This window comes from Microbacterium protaetiae (assembly GCF_004135285.1).
GTDB lineage: Bacteria > Actinomycetota > Actinomycetes > Actinomycetales > Microbacteriaceae > Microbacterium > Microbacterium protaetiae.
This window is the reverse complement of record NZ_CP035494.1, coordinates 2,987,017-3,008,289: the sequence shown is the minus strand read 5'-3', so window position 1 is coordinate 3,008,289 and position 21,273 is coordinate 2,987,017. Positions and strand designations below refer to the sequence as shown.

General features: G+C 67.8%; 23 protein-coding genes. 16 read left to right on the top strand and 7 right to left on the bottom strand.

Annotated elements, in window-relative coordinates; translation table 11 throughout:
• Positions 1-88 precede the first annotated feature (88 nt).
• Positions 89-1,552, top strand: a complete 1,464-nt coding sequence (locus tag ET475_RS13955) for an MDR family MFS transporter (RefSeq protein WP_242497647.1) — start codon at positions 89-91, stop codon at positions 1,550-1,552.
• A gap of 7 nt (positions 1,553-1,559) precedes the next feature.
• Here the strand turns inward: ET475_RS13955 and ET475_RS18290 are convergent, their stop codons facing one another.
• The 3 genes from ET475_RS18290 to ET475_RS13945 form a co-directional block, all read right to left on the bottom strand.
• On the bottom strand, positions 1,560-1,682 hold the full coding sequence (locus ET475_RS18290) for a hypothetical protein (RefSeq protein ID WP_277985759.1): 123 nt from the start codon (positions 1,680-1,682) through the stop codon (positions 1,560-1,562).
• Positions 1,683-1,748: 66 nt separating this feature from the next.
• The gene (locus ET475_RS13950) at positions 1,749-3,104 is read right to left on the bottom strand and encodes a permease prefix domain 1-containing protein (protein ID WP_207205357.1); all 1,356 of its coding nucleotides are present in this window, start codon (positions 3,102-3,104) and stop codon (positions 1,749-1,751) included.
• 5 nt (positions 3,105-3,109) lie between these two features.
• The gene (locus ET475_RS13945; RefSeq protein WP_129391502.1) at positions 3,110-3,463 is read right to left on the bottom strand and encodes a PadR family transcriptional regulator; all 354 of its coding nucleotides are present in this window, start codon (positions 3,461-3,463) and stop codon (positions 3,110-3,112) included.
• Between the two features lie 93 nt (positions 3,464-3,556).
• Here ET475_RS13945 and ET475_RS13940 point away from each other — a divergent pair, with 93 nt between their 5' ends.
• Positions 3,557-3,943, top strand: a complete 387-nt coding sequence (locus ET475_RS13940; RefSeq protein WP_129391499.1) for a VOC family protein — start codon at positions 3,557-3,559, stop codon at positions 3,941-3,943.
• A gap of 9 nt (positions 3,944-3,952) precedes the next feature.
• Here the strand turns inward: ET475_RS13940 and ET475_RS13935 are convergent, their stop codons facing one another.
• Positions 3,953-4,780: a DNA-formamidopyrimidine glycosylase family protein gene (locus ET475_RS13935; RefSeq protein ID WP_129391496.1), complete on the bottom strand. Its 828-nt coding sequence runs from the start codon at positions 4,778-4,780 to the stop codon at positions 3,953-3,955.
• A gap of 22 nt (positions 4,781-4,802) precedes the next feature.
• Positions 4,803-5,117 carry a YchJ family protein gene (locus ET475_RS13930; RefSeq protein ID WP_242497646.1) on the bottom strand — a complete coding sequence of 105 codons (315 nt, stop codon included), beginning with the start codon at positions 5,115-5,117 and terminating at the stop codon, positions 4,803-4,805.
• Positions 5,118-5,256: 139 nt separating this feature from the next.
• Here ET475_RS13930 and ET475_RS13925 point away from each other — a divergent pair, with 139 nt between their 5' ends.
• The 6 genes from ET475_RS13925 (at position 5,257) to arfB (ending at position 15,150) form a co-directional block, all read left to right on the top strand.
• On the top strand, positions 5,257-9,372 hold the full coding sequence (locus ET475_RS13925) for a bifunctional nitrate reductase/sulfite reductase flavoprotein subunit alpha (RefSeq protein ID WP_242497645.1): 4,116 nt from the start codon (positions 5,257-5,259) through the stop codon (positions 9,370-9,372).
• Positions 9,373-9,403: 31 nt separating this feature from the next.
• On the top strand, positions 9,404-10,318 hold the full coding sequence (locus tag ET475_RS13920) for a cation efflux transmembrane domain-containing protein (RefSeq protein WP_129391493.1): 915 nt from the start codon (positions 9,404-9,406) through the stop codon (positions 10,316-10,318).
• A 39-nt stretch (positions 10,319-10,357) separates the two neighbouring features.
• Positions 10,358-11,119, top strand: a complete 762-nt coding sequence (locus ET475_RS13915; protein ID WP_129391490.1) for an NAD(P)-dependent oxidoreductase — start codon at positions 10,358-10,360, stop codon at positions 11,117-11,119.
• A gap of 110 nt (positions 11,120-11,229) precedes the next feature.
• Positions 11,230-12,822 carry an ABC transporter transmembrane domain-containing protein gene (locus ET475_RS13910; protein ID WP_207205356.1) on the top strand — a complete coding sequence of 531 codons (1,593 nt, stop codon included), beginning with the start codon at positions 11,230-11,232 and terminating at the stop codon, positions 12,820-12,822.
• Positions 12,819-14,657, top strand: coding sequence for an ABC transporter ATP-binding protein (locus ET475_RS13905; protein ID WP_129391486.1), 1,839 nt, complete (start codon positions 12,819-12,821; stop codon positions 14,655-14,657). The genes ET475_RS13910 and ET475_RS13905 overlap by 4 nt, the downstream gene beginning before the upstream one ends.
• A gap of 52 nt (positions 14,658-14,709) precedes the next feature.
• Positions 14,710-15,150, top strand: a complete 441-nt coding sequence (arfB, locus tag ET475_RS13900) for an alternative ribosome rescue aminoacyl-tRNA hydrolase ArfB (protein WP_129391483.1) — start codon at positions 14,710-14,712, stop codon at positions 15,148-15,150.
• 36 nt (positions 15,151-15,186) lie between these two features.
• Here the strand turns inward: arfB and ET475_RS13895 are convergent, their stop codons facing one another.
• A complete protein-coding gene (locus ET475_RS13895) occupies positions 15,187-15,831 on the bottom strand; it encodes an NAD(P)-dependent oxidoreductase (RefSeq protein WP_129391480.1) in 645 nt (214 codons plus the stop codon).
• A gap of 87 nt (positions 15,832-15,918) precedes the next feature.
• Here ET475_RS13895 and ET475_RS13890 point away from each other — a divergent pair, with 87 nt between their 5' ends.
• The gene (locus ET475_RS13890) at positions 15,919-16,305 is read left to right on the top strand and encodes a winged helix-turn-helix transcriptional regulator (protein ID WP_129391478.1); all 387 of its coding nucleotides are present in this window, start codon (positions 15,919-15,921) and stop codon (positions 16,303-16,305) included.
• 359 nt (positions 16,306-16,664) lie between these two features.
• On the opposite strand, the gene ET475_RS13880 is transcribed toward ET475_RS13890, so the two are convergent.
• Positions 16,665-17,033: an ArsR/SmtB family transcription factor gene (locus ET475_RS13880; protein ID WP_129391476.1), complete on the bottom strand. Its 369-nt coding sequence runs from the start codon at positions 17,031-17,033 to the stop codon at positions 16,665-16,667.
• Positions 17,034-17,119: 86 nt separating this feature from the next.
• Here ET475_RS13880 and arsM point away from each other — a divergent pair, with 86 nt between their 5' ends.
• From arsM to ET475_RS13845, 7 genes are all read left to right on the top strand, one after another.
• Entirely contained in the window at positions 17,120-17,929 is an 810-nt protein-coding gene (arsM, locus tag ET475_RS13875; protein ID WP_129391474.1) for an arsenite methyltransferase, read from the top strand.
• Between the two features lie 71 nt (positions 17,930-18,000).
• Positions 18,001-18,408 carry an arsenate reductase ArsC gene (locus ET475_RS13870; RefSeq protein ID WP_129391471.1) on the top strand — a complete coding sequence of 136 codons (408 nt, stop codon included), beginning with the start codon at positions 18,001-18,003 and terminating at the stop codon, positions 18,406-18,408.
• Positions 18,398-18,586 (top strand): hypothetical protein, encoded by a 189-nt coding sequence (locus tag ET475_RS13865; protein ID WP_129391468.1) that lies wholly within the window; start codon positions 18,398-18,400, stop codon positions 18,584-18,586. Before ET475_RS13870 ends, ET475_RS13865 begins: the two co-directional genes overlap by 11 nt.
• Before the next feature lie 151 nt (positions 18,587-18,737).
• A complete protein-coding gene (locus tag ET475_RS13860; protein WP_129391466.1) occupies positions 18,738-18,923 on the top strand; it encodes a hypothetical protein in 186 nt (61 codons plus the stop codon).
• A 36-nt stretch (positions 18,924-18,959) separates the two neighbouring features.
• Positions 18,960-20,231 carry an RNA polymerase sigma factor gene (locus ET475_RS13855; protein ID WP_207205355.1) on the top strand — a complete coding sequence of 424 codons (1,272 nt, stop codon included), beginning with the start codon at positions 18,960-18,962 and terminating at the stop codon, positions 20,229-20,231.
• Entirely contained in the window at positions 20,228-20,584 is a 357-nt protein-coding gene (locus ET475_RS13850; RefSeq protein WP_129391459.1) for a YciI family protein, read from the top strand. Before ET475_RS13855 ends, ET475_RS13850 begins: the two co-directional genes overlap by 4 nt.
• A 282-nt stretch (positions 20,585-20,866) precedes the next feature.
• Positions 20,867-21,256: a VOC family protein gene (locus ET475_RS13845; RefSeq protein ID WP_165310940.1), complete on the top strand. Its 390-nt coding sequence runs from the start codon at positions 20,867-20,869 to the stop codon at positions 21,254-21,256.
• Positions 21,257-21,273 lie beyond the last annotated feature (17 nt).

Below are 21,273 nucleotides of genomic sequence, written 5' to 3'. Positions count from 1 at the left end.
TGAGAGTTCGCTCAGGCGGGCCGGTGAGATCCGCGCCGTGCGCCCGCTTCCCTTCCTTTTCTCCGCCGCAGACCAGAGGAGCCCTCTCGTGGCCGTCACCGACGCGAGCACCACCGTCGCTTCCCCTTCCGACGTCACCCGCGAGCAGTCGCGCGTGATCTGGCTGCTGCTGGCGGCCGCCTTCGTCGCCATTCTGAACGAGACGACCATGGGCATCGCCATTCCGCATCTGAACGCCGACCTGGGGCTGCCCCCCGAGCTCGGTCAGTGGATGACGAGTGCGTTCATGCTGACGATGGCGGTGGTCATTCCCACCACCGGCTTCCTGCTGCAGCGGTTCACGACACGCCAGATCTTCATGGCGGCGATGATCGCCTTCTCGATGGGCACGCTCATCTGCCTTCTCGCGCCGGGCTTTGTCGTGCTGCTGGCCGGACGGGTCGTGCAGGCGGCCGGCACCGGCGTTCTGCTGCCGCTGCTGATGACGACGATCATGGAGGTCGTCCCGCCCGCGTCACGGGGCCGCATGATGGGCCGTGTCGGAATGGTCATCTCGCTCGCGCCGGCGATCGGCCCGGTCGCCGCCGGTGCGGTGCTCGACCACCTCAGCTGGCGATGGCTGTTCGGCATCGTGCTGCCGATCGCCCTTGTCGCCCTGGCCATCGGCACGAAGTGGATGACCGATCTGAACGAGACCCGCCGGCTTCGGCTCGACGTGCTGTCGATCCCCCTTGCCGCGCTCGGTTTCGGTGGCATCGTGTTCGGCCTGAGCCAGTTCGGCGGCGAAGCAAGCGGGGCGGTGACCGCCGGGGTGGTCGCGCTCGTGGTCAGCATTGTGGCCCTGGGGCTGTTCGTCTGGCGCCAACTCGTGCTGGCACGTGCCGACGACGCCCTGCTCGACCTGCGCGTGTTCCGGTCAGCGAACTTCACCGTGTCGGTGATCGTGATGTCGGTGCTCGCCCTGTCGATGTTCGGGACCTTGACCCTGCTGCCGCAGTATCTGCAGAACGTCGTCGGCCTCGATGCGTTCGAGTCGGGGCTGACGCTGCTGCCCGGGTCCATTCTGATGGGCGTCATGGCACCGCTGATCGGCCGGATCTATGACGCTCGCGGACCGAAGACGCTGCTGGTGCCCGGCACGATCCTCGTGGCAGGCTCGCTGTTCTTCTATGCCACCGTCGGCGCGCACACGCCGTGGTGGGTACTCATCGTCGTGCAGACGGTGATGTCGGTGGGGCTGGCCGCGTCGTTCACGCCGCTGTTCTCGGCGTCACTGGGCTCGCTCGACCGCCATCTGTACTCGCACGGCTCGGCCGTGCTGAACACGCTGCAACAGGTGGCTGGGGCCGCCGGCGTGGCGGTGCTCACCGTCACCTATGCGTCGCTGCTGCATTCCGGAGCGTCGGTCGGACTCGACATCGCGAGCGCCGGCGCGTCAGGTGCGCGGTTGGCGTTCTTGATCGCGGCGTGCATCTCGCTGGCGGCCGTGGTGCTCAGCTTCTTCATCCGCAAGCCCGACGAGAGCGGGGCCGACGCGCCGGTCGGCCACTGACGGGTACTCAGTCGATCGAGCAGCAGCCGTCGGCGCCGCAGCACGAGGCTGTCTCGTCGATCACCGTGAGCAGCTTCGCGTCGGTCGGCACGGGCTGCAGGGTCGGGGTGGGCAGGTTATCGGTGGCCATGAAGCCATCGTAATCCGGTCCACGGGGCACGGCTCCGACACGCGGGTGCACGCCGGAGCCGCGCCGTCAGGCGAAGCCGAACACGGGCGGGAAGACGAGCACGACGACAGCCGCCCACGCGGCATACACCGGCAGATATCCGGTCTGCCAGCGCTCGACGGCGGCGAACGTCGAGCGACGCATGATGAATCGCAGATGCCACCAGGCGCCGCCGGCGAGGTTCACGAACAGCACGAGGTTCACTCCGAGCGTCGCGAGCTTGTTGGCACTCGCACCGAACTCGCCGATCCGCCCCATGATGGCGACCAGCACGAGCACGTCGACCACGAGCGCTGCGACGATCATCAGCAGCTGCAGCCGGTCGAACCAGCCCACGCGCTGCTGCGGATCACGTGCCGAGATGGAGTACAGCAGCAGGGCGACAACGACGAGCAGCACGATGTCGAACATGATGAGAAGTTCCCGCCCCTCCTCAATGAAGCTGCCATGGATGCCGGCGGACACGATCAGCGCGAGCAGAAGCGCCGTGAACAACGGGGTGAAAACGCGGGTGAGCACGGGGGCGATGTTCTCGATGACGCTCTGCTTGATCTCCACGAGCCAGGCCGCGATCACGACGGCGCCGGCGGCGCCGCAGGGGATCATCCACTCGCTGACAAAGACGTCCAGGTTCGTTCCGACCGCTGAGAAGACACCCAGGGTGAGACCGGCAAGAAGACCACCGCCGAGCGCGATCAGCGCGAGGTAGACGAACCACTCCCCCGTGAATCGGAGGAAGTCCATGCGCGCGGTGTGCGAACGCCACGCGCCGTTCATGTACGCGATGCCGGTGGTGAGCCATAGACCCACGATCACGTGGATCGCCGCCAACACCAGCGTCGTGCCGTTCAGCGCGAACGGGAACACGTTCATCACCGTGAATGTCACGGCGAACGGCACGGCAACGATGATCCAGGTGCGTACCGAGGCCCTGCGCCGCAACAGCAGATAGCCGGCAAGGAAGACGAGCACGAGTGCGGGTGCGTTGCGCAGGATGAAGTCCGCCGAGTCGTAGCCCCACAGCCCGAGCAGCCACGGCAGTTTGACGGCCAGTCCCGCGCCCACGGCCATCGCGAGCGCGAGCACGAAACTTCGTCGCTCGCCCCGCTGCGCCGTTGCGGCCTGCTCATCCGGTCCGATGAGCTGTTTCCACAGCCGGTCGGAGTGCTCGCGCGCGTACTCGCGGGACACCTCGTCGATCTTGCCGATGCGACCCACGGCGATGAGGAACGCCTCGTCTTCGCTGAGTCCTCCAGACTGAAGCCCGTCGATCTGGTCGCGCAAGTGCGCCTCGAGCTCGCGGACGTCGTCGGGACGCAGCGCCGGGCGCCGCGAGAGATACCCGCGCCATTGGCCGATGCGGGTCTCGATGTCGGTGTCCATGTGCGTCATGCCTCCCCCAGTGCCGGCGACGGCCCGTTCTGCCAGACGTTGCGCAGCGCGTCGCTGACCACGCTCCATTGCCTGCGCTGTTCGACAAGCGCTGACCTTCCCTCGCGAGTCAGCCGGTACAGCTTGCGCGCGCGCCCGGTGGGCGACTGCGCCCAGTTCGATTCGATGTGCCCCAGCCTCTCGAGCCGGTGCAACAGCGGGTACAGCATCCCGTCGCTGAAGTCGAGCTGTCCGCCCGAGAGCTCACCGATCCGCTGCAGGATCGCGTAGCCGTACGATTCACCGTCGGCCAGGATGCCGAGAACCAGTGGTGTCGCGGACGCCGCGACGAGATCTTTGCCGATCCGCATTCCATACCTCTCAGTCTTAGGTATATAGAGCTGCAAGGTATCACGATTCTTCGCCCCGTTGAACTCGTCTGCGCGCGCGTCTAGCGTCGGAACATGCTCGTCATCGGCGCGGTCGTCATCCGGGTCACTGATCTCGAGGGTCAGATAGGGTTCTGGACGCGCGCGCTCGATTACGTCGTGCGCGAGCCGGTCGATGACGACTTCGCCCTGCTCCGCCCGCGTGAGGGCGAAGGACCGGCCGTCTCCCTCGACGCCCACCACTCCGAGCGGGTGCTCCCGCCGCGTATCCACCTCGATCTGTATGCCGAAGACCAACGCGCCGAGGTCGCCCGTCTCGCCGAACTCGGCGCACGCGAGGTGCCGTGGGATCGCCGTCCGGTCGACGCCGATTACGTGATCATGGAAGATCCCGAGGGCAACCGCTTTTGCGTCATCGACGCCGAAGGGTGGACGGGGTGGGCGGCGCGGCGGTTGCGCTGACCGCACACGTCACTCGAGCAGTTCGCCGCCGGTCTGGCAGGTCGGACAGTACTGCGCGCTCGTGCCCCCGAACCGGAAGTCGCGGACGATACCGGCGCAGACGGGGCACGCCGTGCCGCCGCGACCGTGCACCCGCATCGCGTCGGTCTTCGCCTGCGTGAGCTTGTCGATCGGGATGCCGCGGCGCGCCGCCGCCGCATCCCGCAGCACATCACGCATCGCCGTGAACAGGTCCGCCCGCTGCCGGGCCGACAGTCGGTCGCCGTGCACGACGGGCGACAGGCGTGCTCGGTGGAGGATCTCATCCGAGTAGGCGTTGCCGATGCCGGCGAACGACTCCTGTTCCTGGAGGATGGCCTTCAACTGCTTGCGCCGACCGGCGACCGCGGCATCCACCGCCTCCTGAGCGAAGCCAGGGTCGAGCGGGTCGGGGCCGAGCTTCGCGACGCCGGACACATTCGTCGGCTCATCGACCACCCACAGTCCGAGCGAGACCCAGGTGCCGGCGTCCGTGAACAAGATCGTGCCGGCGTCCACCGTGAGGCTCGCCAGCGCCGGAGCCTGCGCATCGACGACGACCGGCTCACCCTGGGCAACCCACTGCACCCAGCCATGCCGCCCGAGCGAGACCACCAGGTGCTCACGCTCCAGACGCACGTCGAGATACTTGCCCACGCGACGCACACCCTCGATCCGCTCCCCCACGAGAGTCGCGAGGCTGCGAGTGCGCGTCTTGACGGCCCGGAACTCGATGAGATCGACCTCGCGGATGCGGCATCCCGTCACCTGCTCGTCGAGCCACTCGGCGAGCGCCTGCACCTCCGGCGACTCCGGCATACCGTCATCCTGTCACTTTCGATCAGCGCACATCGCCGTCGACGTAGAACCAGCGTCCGTTCTCGCGCATGAACCGCGAGCGCTCCTGCAGCACGCCCACGCCCCCACCGTCGGCGAGATACGTCGCGCGAAACTCGACGATGCCGTCATGGTCGTCGGGGCCGCCACCGACCACATCGACGATCTGCAGTCCCCGCCAGCGGGGATTATCCGACAGGTCCATCGTGGCCGGACGAGTGCTCGGATGCCACGTCCGCAGCAACCACGCGGCATCGCCGTCACGGAACGCGGCGAAGCGCGAGCGCATGAGATCCTCGGCGGTTCGCGGCTCGTGCACACCCTCAATCTAGAGCCCGACCTCACACCGTCAACCCCGGGTCGGTGAGAAAGTGTTGATCCCCTCGGAATCCGATCCTCACCATGGCGAAACCGTCGGCGGCTTGTCTGGAGACCCGACGACCGCTGAGGGAGTGCCCGTGACCGCAGTCGAGACCACGACCGTGAAGTCCGCGTGCTCGTACTGCGGCGTCGGCTGCGGGATGCTGCTGCAGATCACCACCGATCCGCAGACGGGCCGGCGCAGGGTGACCAAGGCGATCGGCGACAAGCAGCACCCTGCCAACTTCGGCCGACTATGCACGAAGGGCGCGACCAGCGCCGACATGCTCGGCGCCGGCGGTCGGCTCGAACAGGCGCAGGTGCGGCCCGAGCGCGGCGCGCCCCTGGAGCCGCGGACGACGAGCGAGGTCATCACCGAGACCGGTCATCGGCTGCGCGCGATCATCGACGAGCACGGGCCCGATGCGTTCGCGCTGTATGTGTCGGGGCAGATGTCGCTGGAGGCGCAGTACCTGGCCAACAAGCTGGCCAAGGGCTTCATCGGCACCAACCAGATCGAGTCGAACTCCCGGCTGTGCATGGCCAGTGCCGGCACGGGATACAAGCTGTCGCTGGGTGCCGACGGCCCGCCCGGCTCGTACCAGGACTTCGACCACGCCGATGTCTTCCTGGTCACCGGCGCCAACATGGCCGACTGCCACCCGATCCTGTTCCTGCGCATGATGGACCGGGTCAAAGCCGGTGCCAAGCTCATCGTGGTCGACCCCCGGCGTACCGCGACTGCCGACAAAGCCGACCTGTTCCTGCAGCTCAAGCCCGGGACAGACCTGGCACTGCTGAACGGACTGCTGCATCTGCTCGTCGAGAGCGGTGACATCGATGCGGGCTTCATCGCGGACTGCACCGAGGGATGGGAGCAGATGCCCGCCTTTCTCACCGACTATCCGCCGGCGAGAGTCGCCGAGCTGACCGGGCTGCGCGAACAGGATCTGCGCACCGCGGCGCGGTGGATCGGCGAAGCCGGCACCTGGATGTCGTGCTGGACCATGGGTCTGAACCAGAGCACGCACGGCACCTGGAACACCAATGCGCTCATCAACCTGCATCTGGCCACCGGTGCTATCTGCCGCCCCGGCAGCGGACCGTTCTCGTTGACGGGCCAGCCGAACGCGATGGGCGGTCGCGAGATGGGGTACATGGGTCCGGGGCTGCCCGGTCAGCGCAGTGTGCTCGACGCCGAAGACCGGCGGTTCACCGAGCAGGCCTGGGGCATTGCACAGGGAAGCCTGCGCACCGATGTCAGCGGTGGCACGATCGACATGTTCCGCCGCATTGCCGACGGCGACATCAAGGCGTGCTGGATCATCGGAACGAACCCGGTCGCCTCGGTCGCCGGACGCGGTGTCGTCATCGAGGGACTCGAGCGGGCAGAGCTGGTGATCGCCCAGGACGTCTTTCTCGAGACCGAGACCAACGCCTACGCCGACATCCTTCTCCCGGGCACGCTGTGGGCGGAGTCCACTGCAGTCGCCGTCAATTCCGAGCGGAACCTCACGCTGCTCGAACAGGCTGTCGACCCCGTCGGCGAGGCGATGCCCGACTGGCGGATCATCGCCGACATCGCCGCCGCGATGGGATACGGCGAGGCTTTCGCCTACGACACCGTCGAGCAGGTCTTCGACGAGCTCACGCGGTTCGCGAACCCCCAGACGGGATACGACCTGCGCGGCATCAGCTATGACCGCCTGCGCCGCACGTCCGTGCAATGGCCGAGCGGTCCACAAGACGCGGGGCGGGATGCCGCAGACGACGACGGCCGCAACCCGATCAGGTACCTCGGCGACGGCCCACGCCCCCGGTTCGCAACCCCGTCGGGACGGGCCGTCTTCTTCGCGCGCCCCCACATGGACGCCAAGGAGATGCCCGACGACGACTACCCGTTCATCCTCAACACCGGCCGATTGCAGCACCAGTGGCACACCATGACCAAGACGGGCAAGGTCGCCGCGCTCATGAAGCTCAGCCCCGGGCCGTTCGTCGAGATCCATCCGCAGGATGCCGCGCGGCTGGAGGTCTGCGACGGCGATACGCTCGAACTCGCCTCACGTCGCGGACGCGCCGTGCTTCCTGCCGTGGTGACCGAGCGGGTGCAGGCCGGCAGCCTTTTCGCACCGTTCCACTGGAACGACAGTTTCGGCGAGTATCTCGCGGTCAATGCGGTGACCAACGACGCCGTCGATCCGCTCTCGTTTCAGCCAGAGTTCAAGATCACCGCGGTGTCGGTGACGCGGGTCGCGGCGCCGCCCACCTCCATCGGCGACGCACCCGGCGTCGAAGCGCACCCCCGCGCCCACGAACCGGCAGTCACGGTCGGTGCGACCGTGCTGGGCGCCCTCGCACCCGCGCGCGTCGACCCGCCGGTGCTCTCCAACGCCCAGATCCACTACCTGCACGGGCTGGTCTGGGCGCTGGAGCGCACCGCGACACCGGTGACCCCGACACTGCCGCACAGCGCCCCCTTCGACTCCCCAGTGCGCGAGTGGATCGACGGCATGCTCGCCGGGCTGTTCGCCGACGCGCAGGGCGGGTCTTCGCCCCGTGCAGCGACGCCGGCTGCGGCATCCTTCCCGCGCGCGCCCCGATCGAAGATCCTCGTGCTCTGGGCGTCGCAGACCGGAAACGCCGAAGAACACGCCGTCGCCTACGCCGACCGCTTGCGCGAGGGCGGATACGACGTCGACCTGGTCGGAATGGACGCGTGCGATCCGACCGCGCTGTCCACGGCAGGCGTCGTGCTTGTTGTCACCAGCACGTTCGGCGACGGGGACTCCCCCGACAACGGCGAAGCCTTCTGGGCGGCCCTGGCAGGCGATACCGCACCGGCGCTGAACGGCGTTCGCTACGCGGTGCTGGCGTTCGGCGACTCGAGCTATGACCAGTTCTGCGGTCACGGCAAACGACTCGACGACCGGTTGGCCGAGCTCGGCGCCCGGCGGCTGACCGCCCGTGCCGACTGTGAACCCGGCGACGAGGCACCGGCCGACGCCTGGCTTGAGCGCGTGCTCGAGCAGCTGCGCTCGACACAGCCGGCGTCGGCGGTCGTCGGCGCGCGCACGTCAACATCCACCCCGGCGACCGGGTACTCGCGGCGAGCGCCGCTCATCACCCGTGTCGCGCTCAATCGGGTGCTCAGCGCCCGCGGGTCGACGAAAGAGGTCCGCCAGTTCGGCTTCGCCACCGAGTCCGGCTTCTCCTACCGCGCCGGTGACGCGCTCAGCGTGCGACCACGCAACAGTGCCGACGCTGTCGCGTCGTGGCTGGCGGTCACCGGCCTCGACGGCGAGACCGTCGTCGAGCTCGACGGGGTGGGCACCCTCTCACTGGCCGAGGCGGCGACTCATCACCTCGAGATCGTCAACATCGGCCGCGACCTGCTGCGCTTCGTCAACGAGCATGCGGGTGACCGCGACCTGGCGACGCTCTTGCGCTCTGACAACACACTCAAGCTGCAGCAGTGGCTGTGGGGGCGTCAGGCCATCGATGTGCTCGCGGAGTATCCCGTCACCGCATCGGCCGACGCGTGGCTGACAGCACTCAAGCGTCTGCAGCCGCGGCTGTACTCCATCTCATCGAGTCCGCTGGCCCACCCCGACGATGTGCAGCTGACGGTATCGGCGGTGCGCTTCGCCTACGAGGGGCAGCAGCGCAACGGCGTGTGCTCGACGTTTCTCGCCGACCGCAGCGACACGGCAGAGGTTCCGGTGTTCGTGCAGCAGACCTCGCACTTCCGCCCTCCCGATGACCCCCGCGTGCCGATGATCATGGTGGGACCCGGAACGGGTGTGGCACCGTTCCGCGCCTTTCTGCAGGAGCGCCAGGCTCTGGGCCACACCGCGGCGAACTGGCTGTTCTTCGGCGAGCGCAACTCCGACACCGATTTCTACTACCGAGACGAGCTGCAGGGCTGGTGCGACGACGGCGTGCTCACGCACCTCAGCCTCGCGTTCTCGCGCGATCAGCGTCAGAAGATCTATGTGCAAGACCGCATGCGCGAGCAGGGCGCCCGACTCTGGTCGTGGCTGCAGGACGGCGCGCACTTCTACGTCTGCGGCGACGCGCGCCGCATGGCCAAGGATGTCGATCGTGTGCTGCACGATATCGCCCGGCAGCACGGCAAGCTCTCGGCAGAGGATGCGGCCGCCTACGTCACCGATCTGGCCAAACAGCGACGGTATGTGCGCGACGTCTACTGACCCGCCGGCCGCCTCTCGCTAGCATGCAGCTATGGCCGCGGCATCCCGATCCTCATCCCGCGGCGAGAACCGCGCCCTCGCGGTGAGCATGGCGGGCTCGGCTGTTCTCGGCACCGGAGGCGTCGTGTGGGGCGTGATCATCGGGTCGCAGATAGTGCTCTTCGACGGCGTCGTGACGCTGGCCGGCATCATGCTCGTGCTCGTCTCGATGATCGCCGCACGCGTCGCCGCTTCACGTCCGACCACCGACTACCCCTACGGGCGGCACGCTGCCACACCGCTGGCGGTGACCTTGCAGGGCGCGGCCCTGGTGGGCGCCCTCGTCTATGGAGCCAGCGAGGCCGTCACCGTGATCGTCGCCGGTGGGTCGGCTCCTGCCGGCGTCGCCGTCGCCGCCTACGGCGTGGTCGCGGCCCTGGCCAGTGTCGTGGTCATCATGCTTCTCGCGACGCACGCGAGATCATCGCCGTTGGCCCACGCCGAGCTGGTCTCTTGGCGGTCGGGCGCCTACCTCAGCGGGGTGGTCGTGCTCGGCGGGGTCGCATCGGCCGTGCTGACGGCGAACGACCTCGACACCGTGGCCGGATTCCTCGACCCGTCGCTGGTGCTGCTTGCCACGATCCTGATGCTGCCGATGGCACTGGGACTGGTGCGCGAGGGGGGACGCGAGCTTCTCGAGGCCGCCCCACCGCGAGAGTTGGCCGAGCAAGTGGATGCCGCGGTCGAACGCGTCCGCAGGCGTCATGACTTGCCCGTACCGGTCGTGCGCTCCACCAAGCTCGGTCGGCGGCTGTATGTCGACGTGGGCTTCGTCGTGCCCGATTCAGATTGGGATGTCGCACACGAAGACGAGGTGCGGCACGAGCTCACCGACGAGCTCGGCGGTTTGGATTACGACGTGATCGCCGGTGTGATCATCACCCGCGACCCTCGCTTGTTCGAGTGAACGATGAGGCCGGGCACGATCTTGCGAGACGATGAGGTCATGGCACGCATCGTGATTCTGCACCCGGGCGCCATGGGCGCCGCTGTCGGCCGCGCTGTGCACGACGCCGGTCACGACGTGGGCTGGATCGCCGAGGCACGCAGCCCCGCCACGGCCGACCGTGCCGCTGCGGCCGGTCTGCACGCGTGGTCCGGCGTCGATGAGGCGGACGTGGTCATCTCGCTTGTTCCGCCGGCGGTCGCTCTGGCCACAGCACGCAGCGTCGCCGGCTTCGCCGGTGTGTATATCGATGCCAACGCGATAAGTCCTGCACGCGCGGCCGAGGTGGCGGGCATCGTCCGCTCGGGTGGAGCGGAATACGTCGATGCGAGCGTCGTGGGCCCGCCGCCGGTGCAGGAAGGAACCACACGCCTGTACCTATCGGGGTCGGCGGCACCGCGCGCGGCCGAGCTGTTCGCCCAGTCGCGTCTGGAGCCCGTCGTCCTCGACGGGGTGGAGTACGCAGCGTCGGCGCTGAAGATGGCGTACGCGTCGTGGACCAAGATCAGCGCGGCCCTTGTCCTGGCCGCCGAGGGCACCGCTCGCGCACACGGGGTCGCCGACGCCCTGCACGCAGAGTGGCGCCGGTCGCAGCCCGATCTCGAGCAGCGCGGGGAACGCGCCGCCATCAGCGCCGAGCAGAAGGGCTGGCGCTGGGTGGACGAGATGCGTCAGATCGCCGAGACCTTCGATGCCGCCGGCGAGCCCGCCGGCTTCGGCGACGCCGCTGCGGCGGTCTACAAGATGTTTCCGCGACCCTGATCGGGTCTCGTGCGCTCCCGAGCACCCGGCGGCGATGCCGCGGATGGCGCAATCGTTGGTTGAGGAATGCTCGACGGTGCGACGACGGGCCCCGGATAGCATTGAAAGTCGTGCGCGATACATCTCGAACTCCTGGGCGAACAAGCGTCGTCGACGACGTGACGCTGCCCGGGCCGCGTGCGCGCCCCTCCAAGATGCCCGCACCCGACGCGCGGGCATGGACGCTGAAAGTCGCCCTCTCGCAGCGCCCGTGGAGCTTCGTCGCCTCGATCGGAATGGCGGCCTCTTTCGTCTGCAACGGCCTCACGCCGGTCATCGTCGGCAAGGCTGTGGACGAGGCCGTCGCCACGTCGTCGTTGATCCGACTCGTCATCTGGATAGCGGTGCTGGCGGGCGTCTTCTTGCTCGCCATCGCCACGAACTTGATCTCACGCTTCATGCTGGTGCGCTCCCAGCAGCTGGTGAGCCATGATCTGCGCACCATGGTCACCGATCGCATCCAGGACCCCCGCGGCATCGCCGGCCGAGACCGCACCGCCGGAGGGCTGCTGTCGATAGCGTCGGCCGACACCACCAGGGTCGGCGAGATCGTCATGATGACGGTGATGCCGGTCGGCGAGGCCTCGGCCATCGTGTACGGCGCCATTCTGATGTTCACCATCAACCCGTGGCTGAGCGTGGCCACGTTGCTGGGCGGCGTATACCTGGTGATCGTGGCTATCCGAGTGGCGCGGCCGCTGCAGCGCCGCTCGGTGGCACGCCAGCAGGCGATTGCCGAGGCCGCGGCGACCGCCACCGATGTCGTGCAGGGGTTGCGCATCCTCAAGGGACTGGGGGCGATCCTTACCGTTCGTGGCCGCTACGACGAGGTCTCCGACATCGCGTACCGCAAGACCATCCATGCCAACGCCGCCGAAGCGCGCCTCAACGGAACCACCGAGGCCATGGGCGCGTTGTTCGTCAGCGGCCTGGGCATCGCCGCCGGCGCTCTGGCGCTGAACGGGCTGATAAGTGTCGGCCAGCTCATCACGGTCGTCGGTCTGAGCCAGTTCCTCATCACGCCGATGACGATGTTCGGCAGGAACCTCGCTTCGCGCTGGGCGTCGGCCGAGGCATCCGGAAAGCGCATCCGCGAGCTGCTCGGCGCCGACTTCGAGAGCACTGCGCACGCGGACACCGCCAGCACCGATCGTCTGCTGCAGTCCCTTCCGACCGGCTTGAGCGTCGTACGCGGCACCGACCCCGAGCTGATGGCACTCCTGGAGTCACTGCCCCGGAACCGCGTCATCGTCACCCCGCACGCCGCCGATCTGTTCGATGGCAGCGTCGCCGACAACGTGCACCCGGTCTGGACCATCGCCGAGGAAGCCCTCCATGTCGCCAGCTGTGATGACATCCCCGAAGGCCCCGACAAGCGCGTGGGCGAGAACGGGCGGATGCTCTCGGGCGGGCAACGGCAGCGCGTTGCGCTGGCCCGCGCCATCGCGTTCGATCCCGAAGTGCTCGTGTTGCAGGATCCGACCACCTCGGTCGACTCGGTCACGGAGCAGATCATCGCCGAGCGCGTGGGCGCCCACCGGGGCGAGAAGATCACGCTCGTGTTCAGCCAGGCCCCGGCGTGGAACGCCGTGGCCGACCATCACTTCGAAGTGGCACAGGTGCGAGCGATGGCCGACGAGCATCTGATCGTGGTGAGCCGATGAGCAGCGTCCCACCGGACAAGGCCGCGACCGGTCTTCGGTTCCCGCTGGCGACCCTGCGGCAGGTACGCCGCGAGGTGAGCCGTCAGCTGAGCGGGGTCCGGTACGCGAAGCTGTTGTTCCTGCTCGCGCTCGTGCTGCTCGGGCTCGGCTCATATGCGGGCGTTCTGGTGCCGCAGCTGATGGGGCAGATCATCGACCTGGTGGCCGGTCACCCCGCCCGATCGCTGTGGCTCATCGGCGCGGAGCTGGTCGCGGCGGGTACGGTGGGCGCGGTCCTCAGCGCCGGCGGTTTCTACCTGGTGGCGCGGCTATCCGAGAGGGTGATCGCCAATCTGCGCCAGGACATGGTCGGCACCGCTCTGGGACTTCCCACTCATCGGGTCGAGGATGCCGGTGCGGGCGATCTTGTCAGCCGCTCCACCGACGATGTCGCCGAGCTGTCGGCTGCGGTGTCCGAGACCGTGCCGACCCTGGCCACCTCGCTGTTCACGATCATCGCGACGGTGGTCGCGCTGTTCACGCTCAACTGGCAGTTCTTGATCATCCCCCTGCTGGTTGCCCCGGTGTATTTCCTCGGCGCACGCGCCTACCTCGCCAAGGCGCCGCAGCGGTATGCCGACGAACGAGCCGCCATGGGCGAGCGCGCACGACGAGTGCTCGAGGCCATCCGCGGTCGCGCGACGGTGCGAGCGTTCTCGATGGAAGAGAAAATGCACACCGAGATCGGAAACGCCTCTTGGGGGGTGGTTCTGAAGGGTGTCAGAGCGCGCACCACGATGCTCGTCCTGAACATCTGGATGCTCGTCGCCGAGTTCTTGATGCTCGCCATCGCGCTGGCGACCGGATATCACCTGGTGGCCACCGGCTCGCTCACCGTGGGCGCTGTGACCGGGGCTGTGCTGATGATCATCCGGCTGCGCGGCCCCTTGAACATCTTCATGCGTGTGCTCGACGTGGTGCAGTCCGGTTATGCCTCGCTGGCGCGCATCGTGGGCGTCGTCTCCGATCCGCCTGCCCCGGTGCCCGACAGCGGCGCCGGAGTCCCGCAGGGGCGCGTTCAGCTGCGCGATGTCAGCTTCAGCTACGGCGGCGGATGGGCCGTGCGCGATGTCGATCTGACCATCGAGCCGGGCGAGACCGTCGCGATCGTGGGTGCGTCCGGCGCCGGCAAGACCACTGTGGCGGCGCTGCTGGCGGGGCTGCGCGTCCCCGACCAGGGCGAAGTGCTCGTCGACGGCTATCCCGTCTCGTCGCTGTCCGACCGTGAGCGCATCGCCCGTCTTGCCATGGTCAGCCAGGAGGTGCACGTCTTCTCGGGCACTCTGCGCCAGGACATGACCCTTGCCAAATCGGATGCCACGGACGACGAGCTTCTCGCCGTGCTCGACCGGGTTCATGCGGGCGCCTGGCTCAACCGGCTTCCGCGCGGACTGGACACCGTCGTCGGCGCTCGCGGCATTCAACTGGAACCTGTGGCCGCCCAGGAGCTGGCGCTGGCTCGTGTGCTGCTCCTGGATCCGGCCATCGTCATCATGGACGAGGCGACGGCCGAGGCCGGCTCTGCCGGAGCGGAGGCGCTCGAGGATGCCGCTGACGAGGTGACCCGCGGCCGGTCGGCCCTGGTGATCGCACACCGCCTGGATCAGGCATCGCGGGCCGACAAGATTCTCGTCATGGACGCCGGTCGGGTCGTCGAGCAGGGCAGCCACGACGAGCTGCTCGTGCGCGGGGGGATCTATCACCGCCTCTGGTCGGCCTGGAGCGCCGGTCGGAGTGCGGTCGGCGATGCCGACACCGAAGCGGTCAAGGACGAGGTCGACGAGATCATCGGGTGAACGCTCCCGCGCCGATCACGCGGGGCGGATCTGGATGCGGCACACTCGTCGTGTGGACGATCTGCACGTGGCCCCGGGGCCGGGCGCACCGCACGGACTGACCGTGCCGGCGGCCGAGCTCGTCGAGCAGTTCTCCCATGCCTCCGGCCCTGGTGGCCAGGGCGTGAACACAGCCGACTCCCGCGTACAGCTCAGCCTCGACCTGGCGACGACGACAGCGTTGACCGATCGACAGCGCGCACGCGTGCTCAAGGTCCTGGCGGTCAAGCTCGCCGGCACCGTGCTCACCGTCAGCGCCGCCGAGCATCGCTCGCAGCGCCGCAACCGCACCGCGGCACGAGAACGACTCGTCGCGCTGCTGCGTGACGCTCTCGTACCGCCTGCGCCCCGGCATCCCACCCGTCCCACGAACGCCTCGCGACGTCGGCGCATCGAGGCGAAGCACCGGCGCTCTGTGACCAAGCGCAACCGCGAGCGGCCCGAGCCGGAGTGATCGTCCCCGGCGCGGGCCCCGGCTGTGTCGGCCTGCTCAGTGCCCGAGGTTGACGTGCGCCCGGTGGTGTGCGCCGCGCTCGATCAGGTCGACGAACCCGAGGGCATAGTCCGCAGCAGAGATCGCCCCGCCATCGGGCTGAACCGCGACGTCGTCTCCGAGCCGATAACGGCCGAGCACTTCGCCGGGCAGATGCGCACCGAAGCGCAGCGCCGGGCTCACGAAGACCCAATCCAGCGTTGCGGGGGTGGCCGGCAGATCTTCGGTGATGAATGCAGCGCCCGAGCGGATCTCTTCGTGCAGCTCCTCGGGGATTCCGGTCAGATCCGAGACGAAGCGGGCAGCGCCCGGTGCAGGGCGCAGCGAGGACGCGCCGCCGACGATGTACAGGCGAACGCCTGCGGCATCGGCTGCGCGCGCAATGATGCGATGCACGTCACGCCAGCCGGCGGCTGCCGCGCCGCGCGGCGCAAGAGCGTCCACCACGACCTCGGCGCCTTCCAGGAGTGCCGGAAGTGTCGCCTCCTCGGTCGCATCGCCGTACACGTAGGTCACGTTCGGGACGGGTGTGTCGGTCGCCGAGCGACTCAGCACTGTGACCTGGTGGCCGCGCCCGGAGGCCTCCTTGACAATGGCCGAGCCGGCATATCCAGTGCCGCCGATGACGGTGATGCGAGACATGAAGTTCCTCTCCTCGAGAACAGTGGCGTCGAACGACGCCCCTGGTTACCATAAGAGAGCACGTCACCAATAGGAAGAAGGCACTTTGTGGTAACCACCTCGTCCGAGTCGCAACTCCCGAGCAGCCCCTACCGTGCCGACTGCCCGACCCGCCGCATCCTCGATCGCATCGGCGACCGCTGGACGGTGCTGATCGTGGGCGCTCTCTGGGACGGCAGCGCGCGGTTCTCCGAGTTGCGGCGGCGCATCGAAGGCGTCTCACAGAAGATGCTCACCCAGACCCTGCGCGCGCTCGAACGAGACGGACTGGTGCAGCGCACGGTCTACCCCGAGGTGCCAGTGCGCGTCGAATACACGCTCACCGAGGCGGGTCGTACCCTGCGCGAGCCGCTCCGCGCGCTCGAAGAGTGGTCGATCACTCACCTGAGCGATGTGTCCGCATCGCAGAAGGCCTACGACCGCGCCGCCTCGTAACGCACCACGGCGCGCCGACGCGCCCAGCGGATGCCGTGTGATGGCAGCCGTGACACCGCCGAGACTCACTCCAGCGCGCGAAACACTGCGCATTGCGGCGAGTCTCGCGCGCCACGGTGAGTCTCGCCCGCCCACCGCGCGCGTAGGCGCGCCGCGCCCGCATGCCGCAGCGGGCCGGACCTCCCCCGCGCCCCGTCTGTCATCCAGTACCAGAACCAGCCGGTCTTATTCCCCTCGTCGACCGTCACGCACACCAGCCCCACGAGCGCATCCCACTCGGTCACAGCCCACGCCTCGTGGCGTACGACGCGGCATCCGAAGCTCAGATGCCCCACGTGCCATCCACGATGTGGGTCTGATCAGACGACGTCAATCCCGACGGTGACGGCTTCGCGCAGCGCGTTGAATGTCTGGCCGACCAGCCGGTAATACGCCCACTTGCCGCGCTGCTCACGCGTGACCAGCCCAGCCTGCACCAGCAACCTCATGTGATGGGAAACCGTCGGTTGGCTCAGCCCGACCGGATCGGTCAATTCGCAGATGCATGCCTCGGCTCCCTCTGCCGCCGCGATGAGCGAGATGAGGCGGACGCGGGTGGGGTCGCCGAGCGCTTTGAACACCCGCGCCAGCTGCGCGGCCGAGGCGTCGTCGATCACGCCCGCCGTCAGCGGAGAGCAGCACGCTGCGATCCCGACGGGAGTGATCGGCAGCTCGGTCCTGGTGCTCATGAGATTCATCCTAGGTGACGCATTGACGAACGTCGATGGGTGCGGCAGGATCGATGCATCGACGTTCTTCAATAGGAGGTACGACCATGACCGACACCGGTGACGAGACCCGCGAGCGGGTGCGGGCCAGGTATGCCACGGCGGCCACCGCGGTCTCCCGCGGCAACCGCGACGCGTTGGCCCTGATCGATGCCGATCAATCCTGCTGCAGTCCGAGCGAGAACGCGTCCTGCTGCGGCGGTTCCGGCGAGCTGGACGATGCTTTCGGCGCGTCGCTGTACTCGGCAGACGAGCAGGGCGAGTTGCCGGCTGAGGCAGTCGCCGCATCACTGGGCTGCGGCAACCCGATGATGGTCGCCCGACTGAACGAGGGCGAGAAGGTACTCGATCTGGGCTCCGGAGGCGGCATCGACGTGCTGCTCTCGGCACGCCGCGTCGGCCCGACTGGCTTCGCCTACGGTGTGGACATGACCGACGAAATGCTCGAGTTGGCCGAAGCGAACAAGGCAAAGGCTGGTGCCGTGAACGTGGAGTTCCTCAAAGGCACCATCGAGGACGTGCCTCTGCCGGACGGGGCGGTGGATGTGGTGATCTCGAACTGTGTCATCAACCTTTCCATCGACAAGCCGACCGTGTTCGCCGAGATGTTCCGGGTCTTGGTGCCCGGTGGTCGCATCGGCATCTCGGACGTCGTTGCGGAGGACCACCTCACCCCGGCCGAGCGCGCCGAGCGCGGCTCCCATGTCGGCTGCATCGCCGGTGCGCTCTCGCGCACCGAGTACCTGGACGGGCTCGCCGCGGCCGGATTCATCGACGCGGCAGTGGAATTCACACACGAGGCAGCGCCGGGCATGCACTCCGCACTGGTCCGCGCGGTCAAGCCCGCCGCAGCCTGACCCGATGACCGACGCCGGCCTGCGTAAGCGCTGCAGCGCCGCCCCATCCACAGACCCCATCGAAAAGACCCATGACTGAGAAAAAGCCGTCGGTGCTGTTCGTCTGCGTTCACAACGCCGGCCGATCCCAAATGGCGGCGGGCTGGCTGCGCCACCTGGCCGGCGACCGTGTAGAGATCCGCTCCGCGGGCTCTCTGCCCGCCGACCGGATCAATCCCGTCGTCGTCGCCGCGATGAACGAGCAGGGCATCGACATCGCTGCCGAGCATCCCAAGATCATAACGACCGAGGCAGTACAGCATTCAGACGTCGTGATCACAATGGGCTGCGGCGATGCCTGCCCGTTCTTCCCGGGGAAGCGCTACGAGGACTGGAAGCTCGACGACCCTGCCGGCGGCGACCTCGGGGCCGTTCGTCAGATCCGTGACGAGATCCGGAGCCACGTGGAAGAACTGATCACCAGCCTGCGTGAGGACTGAGAGCGCGCCGCGGGTGGCAGAGGATCGGCGCACTCGCGCGGCCCGGTTCGTGCCGGTCTTGCTGACGATGGATGCTGCGCCAGTGACCATGCACTGCTTCTCCGATGATCTGCTGGTTACGCTCGATCGCGTCATCGTGGGTGAAGACGAGCAGCTCGGGCGTCCGGTCACACGTTGAAGCGGAACTCCACCGCGTTACGTCAGCGTTAGCGGTGTGCGCCTGCGAGCGGGCACAACCTGTCAAGCCGGTGTCGAAATATGCCGCGCCCGTTCGTGGTCCTGATAGCCGGGATGCAACGATTCCGGCCCGATCAGGAAGGGCATCCTCCATGTATATCGATCCGATGTGGACGATCACCCACCACCAGGCCGAGATCCAGCGGGCCATGGTCGAGGCGGAGCGGCGTCGCGTTGCCGCTGAACGCAGGGCGGCCGCCAAGGCCGAGGTCCCGCTGCGGAAGTCTTCCGACCGCACTCCGATTCTGCGGCTTTTCCGGAAGACTGTCGAAAGCTGAACGACCCGCTCGAAGAGCAGATGTAACGAGGAGATGATGACCATGCCCGAACCCCGGGACGACACTCGGGATGTCGCGACGGTGATCACGCGCACGCATCGCGAGGAGTGGGCGCGGATCGTCGCGGGACTCACGCGGCGGTTCGGAGACCTCGACCTGGCCGAGGAGATGACCGCGGAGGCGTTCGCGGCCGCCGTCGAGCACTGGCCGGCACACGGCATACCGCCGAACCCTGCCGGGTGGGTGACCACGACAGCGAATCGCAGGGCGATCGACCGGCTGCGACGTGAAGCGCGTCGAGACGAGAAGCACCGGGAGGCGCTGCTGCTGCACGATCCGGAACCCTCCGCCCCGACCGGCGCCATCGAGGATGATCGGCTTCGGCTGCTGTTCATCTGCTGCCATCCGGCACTCTCGCTCGACGCGCGCGTCGCGCTGACCTTGAGGATCGTCGGCGGGCTCACCGTCGCCGAGATCGCCCATGCGTTCCTCGTGCAGGACACGACCATGGGTCAGCGGATCAGCCGGGCCAAGGCGAAGATCAAGGCGGCCGGCATCCCCTTCGCGATCCCCGCGGCGGAGGACCTCCCCGCGCGCATCGATGCCGTCCTCGTGGTGCTGTACCTCGTCTTCAACGAGGGATACCTCGCTTCCGGTCCCGACACGCCCGCGATCCGGCGCGATCTGACCGCCGAGGGGATCCGCCTCACTCGGCTCGCACATGGACTGCGGCCTGACGATGCCGAGGTGGTCGGTCTGCTCGCGTTGATGCTGCTCACCGACGCCCGCTCTCAGGCCCGTGTCTCGGCCGACGGTGAGCTGGTGCGGCTCGATGAGCAGGATCGTGGGTCCTGGGACCGAGAGCTGATCGCTGAGGGTCTGCAATTGCTCGGATCACGGGAGGTTGATGAGCCCTCGGGCAGGTACCGGCTGCTCGCGGAGATCAATGCCGCCCACGTCACCGCCCCGCATCCGCGTGACACCGACTGGGCGCGCATCGCGAGCCTTTACTCCCGGCTCGAGGAGATCGACCCGAGTCCACTCGTCACCCTCAATAAGGCCATCGCGCTCTCCGAGCACGATTCACCCGACCTCGCTCTCGCGATCGTCGACCGACTCACCGACAAGCTCGACGGCCACCATGCCTTCCACGTCACCCGTGCGGAACTGCTGCGCGCGACCGGCCGCTCCGCCGACGCCCGAGCGGCCTATGACCGCGCAATCGATCTGGCCGGGAACACCGCCGAGACTGCTCACCTCATCCGCCGACGAAATCAGCTCGCACCATCGAATGGAGAACTCTCATGAGCAGCAAGTACCTCGTCATTCACATGTCCGACCCCACCGGCACCGATCTGACCCAGTCCGAGGACCAGGCGATGCTCGAACGCTGGGCTGCCGAGGGCGAAGCGGCGGGACGTCTCGGCGAGGGGGCACCTGTCGCGGGTCCCGAGCAGGCGAAGTCCGTCGTCGTCCGTGACGGCCGAGCCCTGATCACCGACGGCCCGTTCCCAGAGTTCAAGGAGTGGTTCGCCGGCTACGATCTCATCACCGCCGATTCGATCGACGAGGCCGCCGAGTACATGACGAAGCATCCGGTCGCGACCCTCGGCCGGATCTACATCCTGCCGCAGGTGAGACTGCCGTGGGATGAGGAGTGACCGGCAACAAGACACCCCGAGCCCTGTGGGCACTCTTCGGTGCAGTAAGCATCGATTGCGGAAGACCTCTCCGCATTTGACGGCCGAATGCCTGGGCGGCTTCGTACCACTCCCCGGGACGAGCGGAGCCCCGTGGTTGCGCGGCCAGGACACGTGGGAGCCTCGGAATGTCATACGGCAACTTCACGTTGCCGTGCGCGGACGAAATGGTCATGGTACCCGTATCTCTCTCGAGCGCACCGTTCAGTTGCAGCACCTGACGGGCCAATCCAGACTCGATGGATGAGCCTTTTCCGGACTCCTCAGATCGTCCTGTTCACGCGTGATATCGATCGTGCACTGGTCTTCTATACCGCGCTCGGCTTCGAGGAGGCGTTTCGCACGCCAACAGCAGGTACCCCGATCCACGTCGATCTCGTCCTCGACGGATACCGGCTCGGCCTCGCCGCCGAATCGAGCACGCGCAACGACCACGGCCTCGACCCGGTCACTGAAGGCCAGCGCGCAGCTGTGATCCTCTGGACTGACGACGTTCGTGCTGGCTATGCGCGGCTCGTCGAACTCGGCGCAAAGCCGATCAAGACGCCGGAGGCATGGCTCGGTCGCCTGCTCATCGCGTGGGTCGAGGACCTCGACGGACATCTGATGCAGGTCGTGCAAGCCGTCGGCTGACGAGATGTTGAACCGGA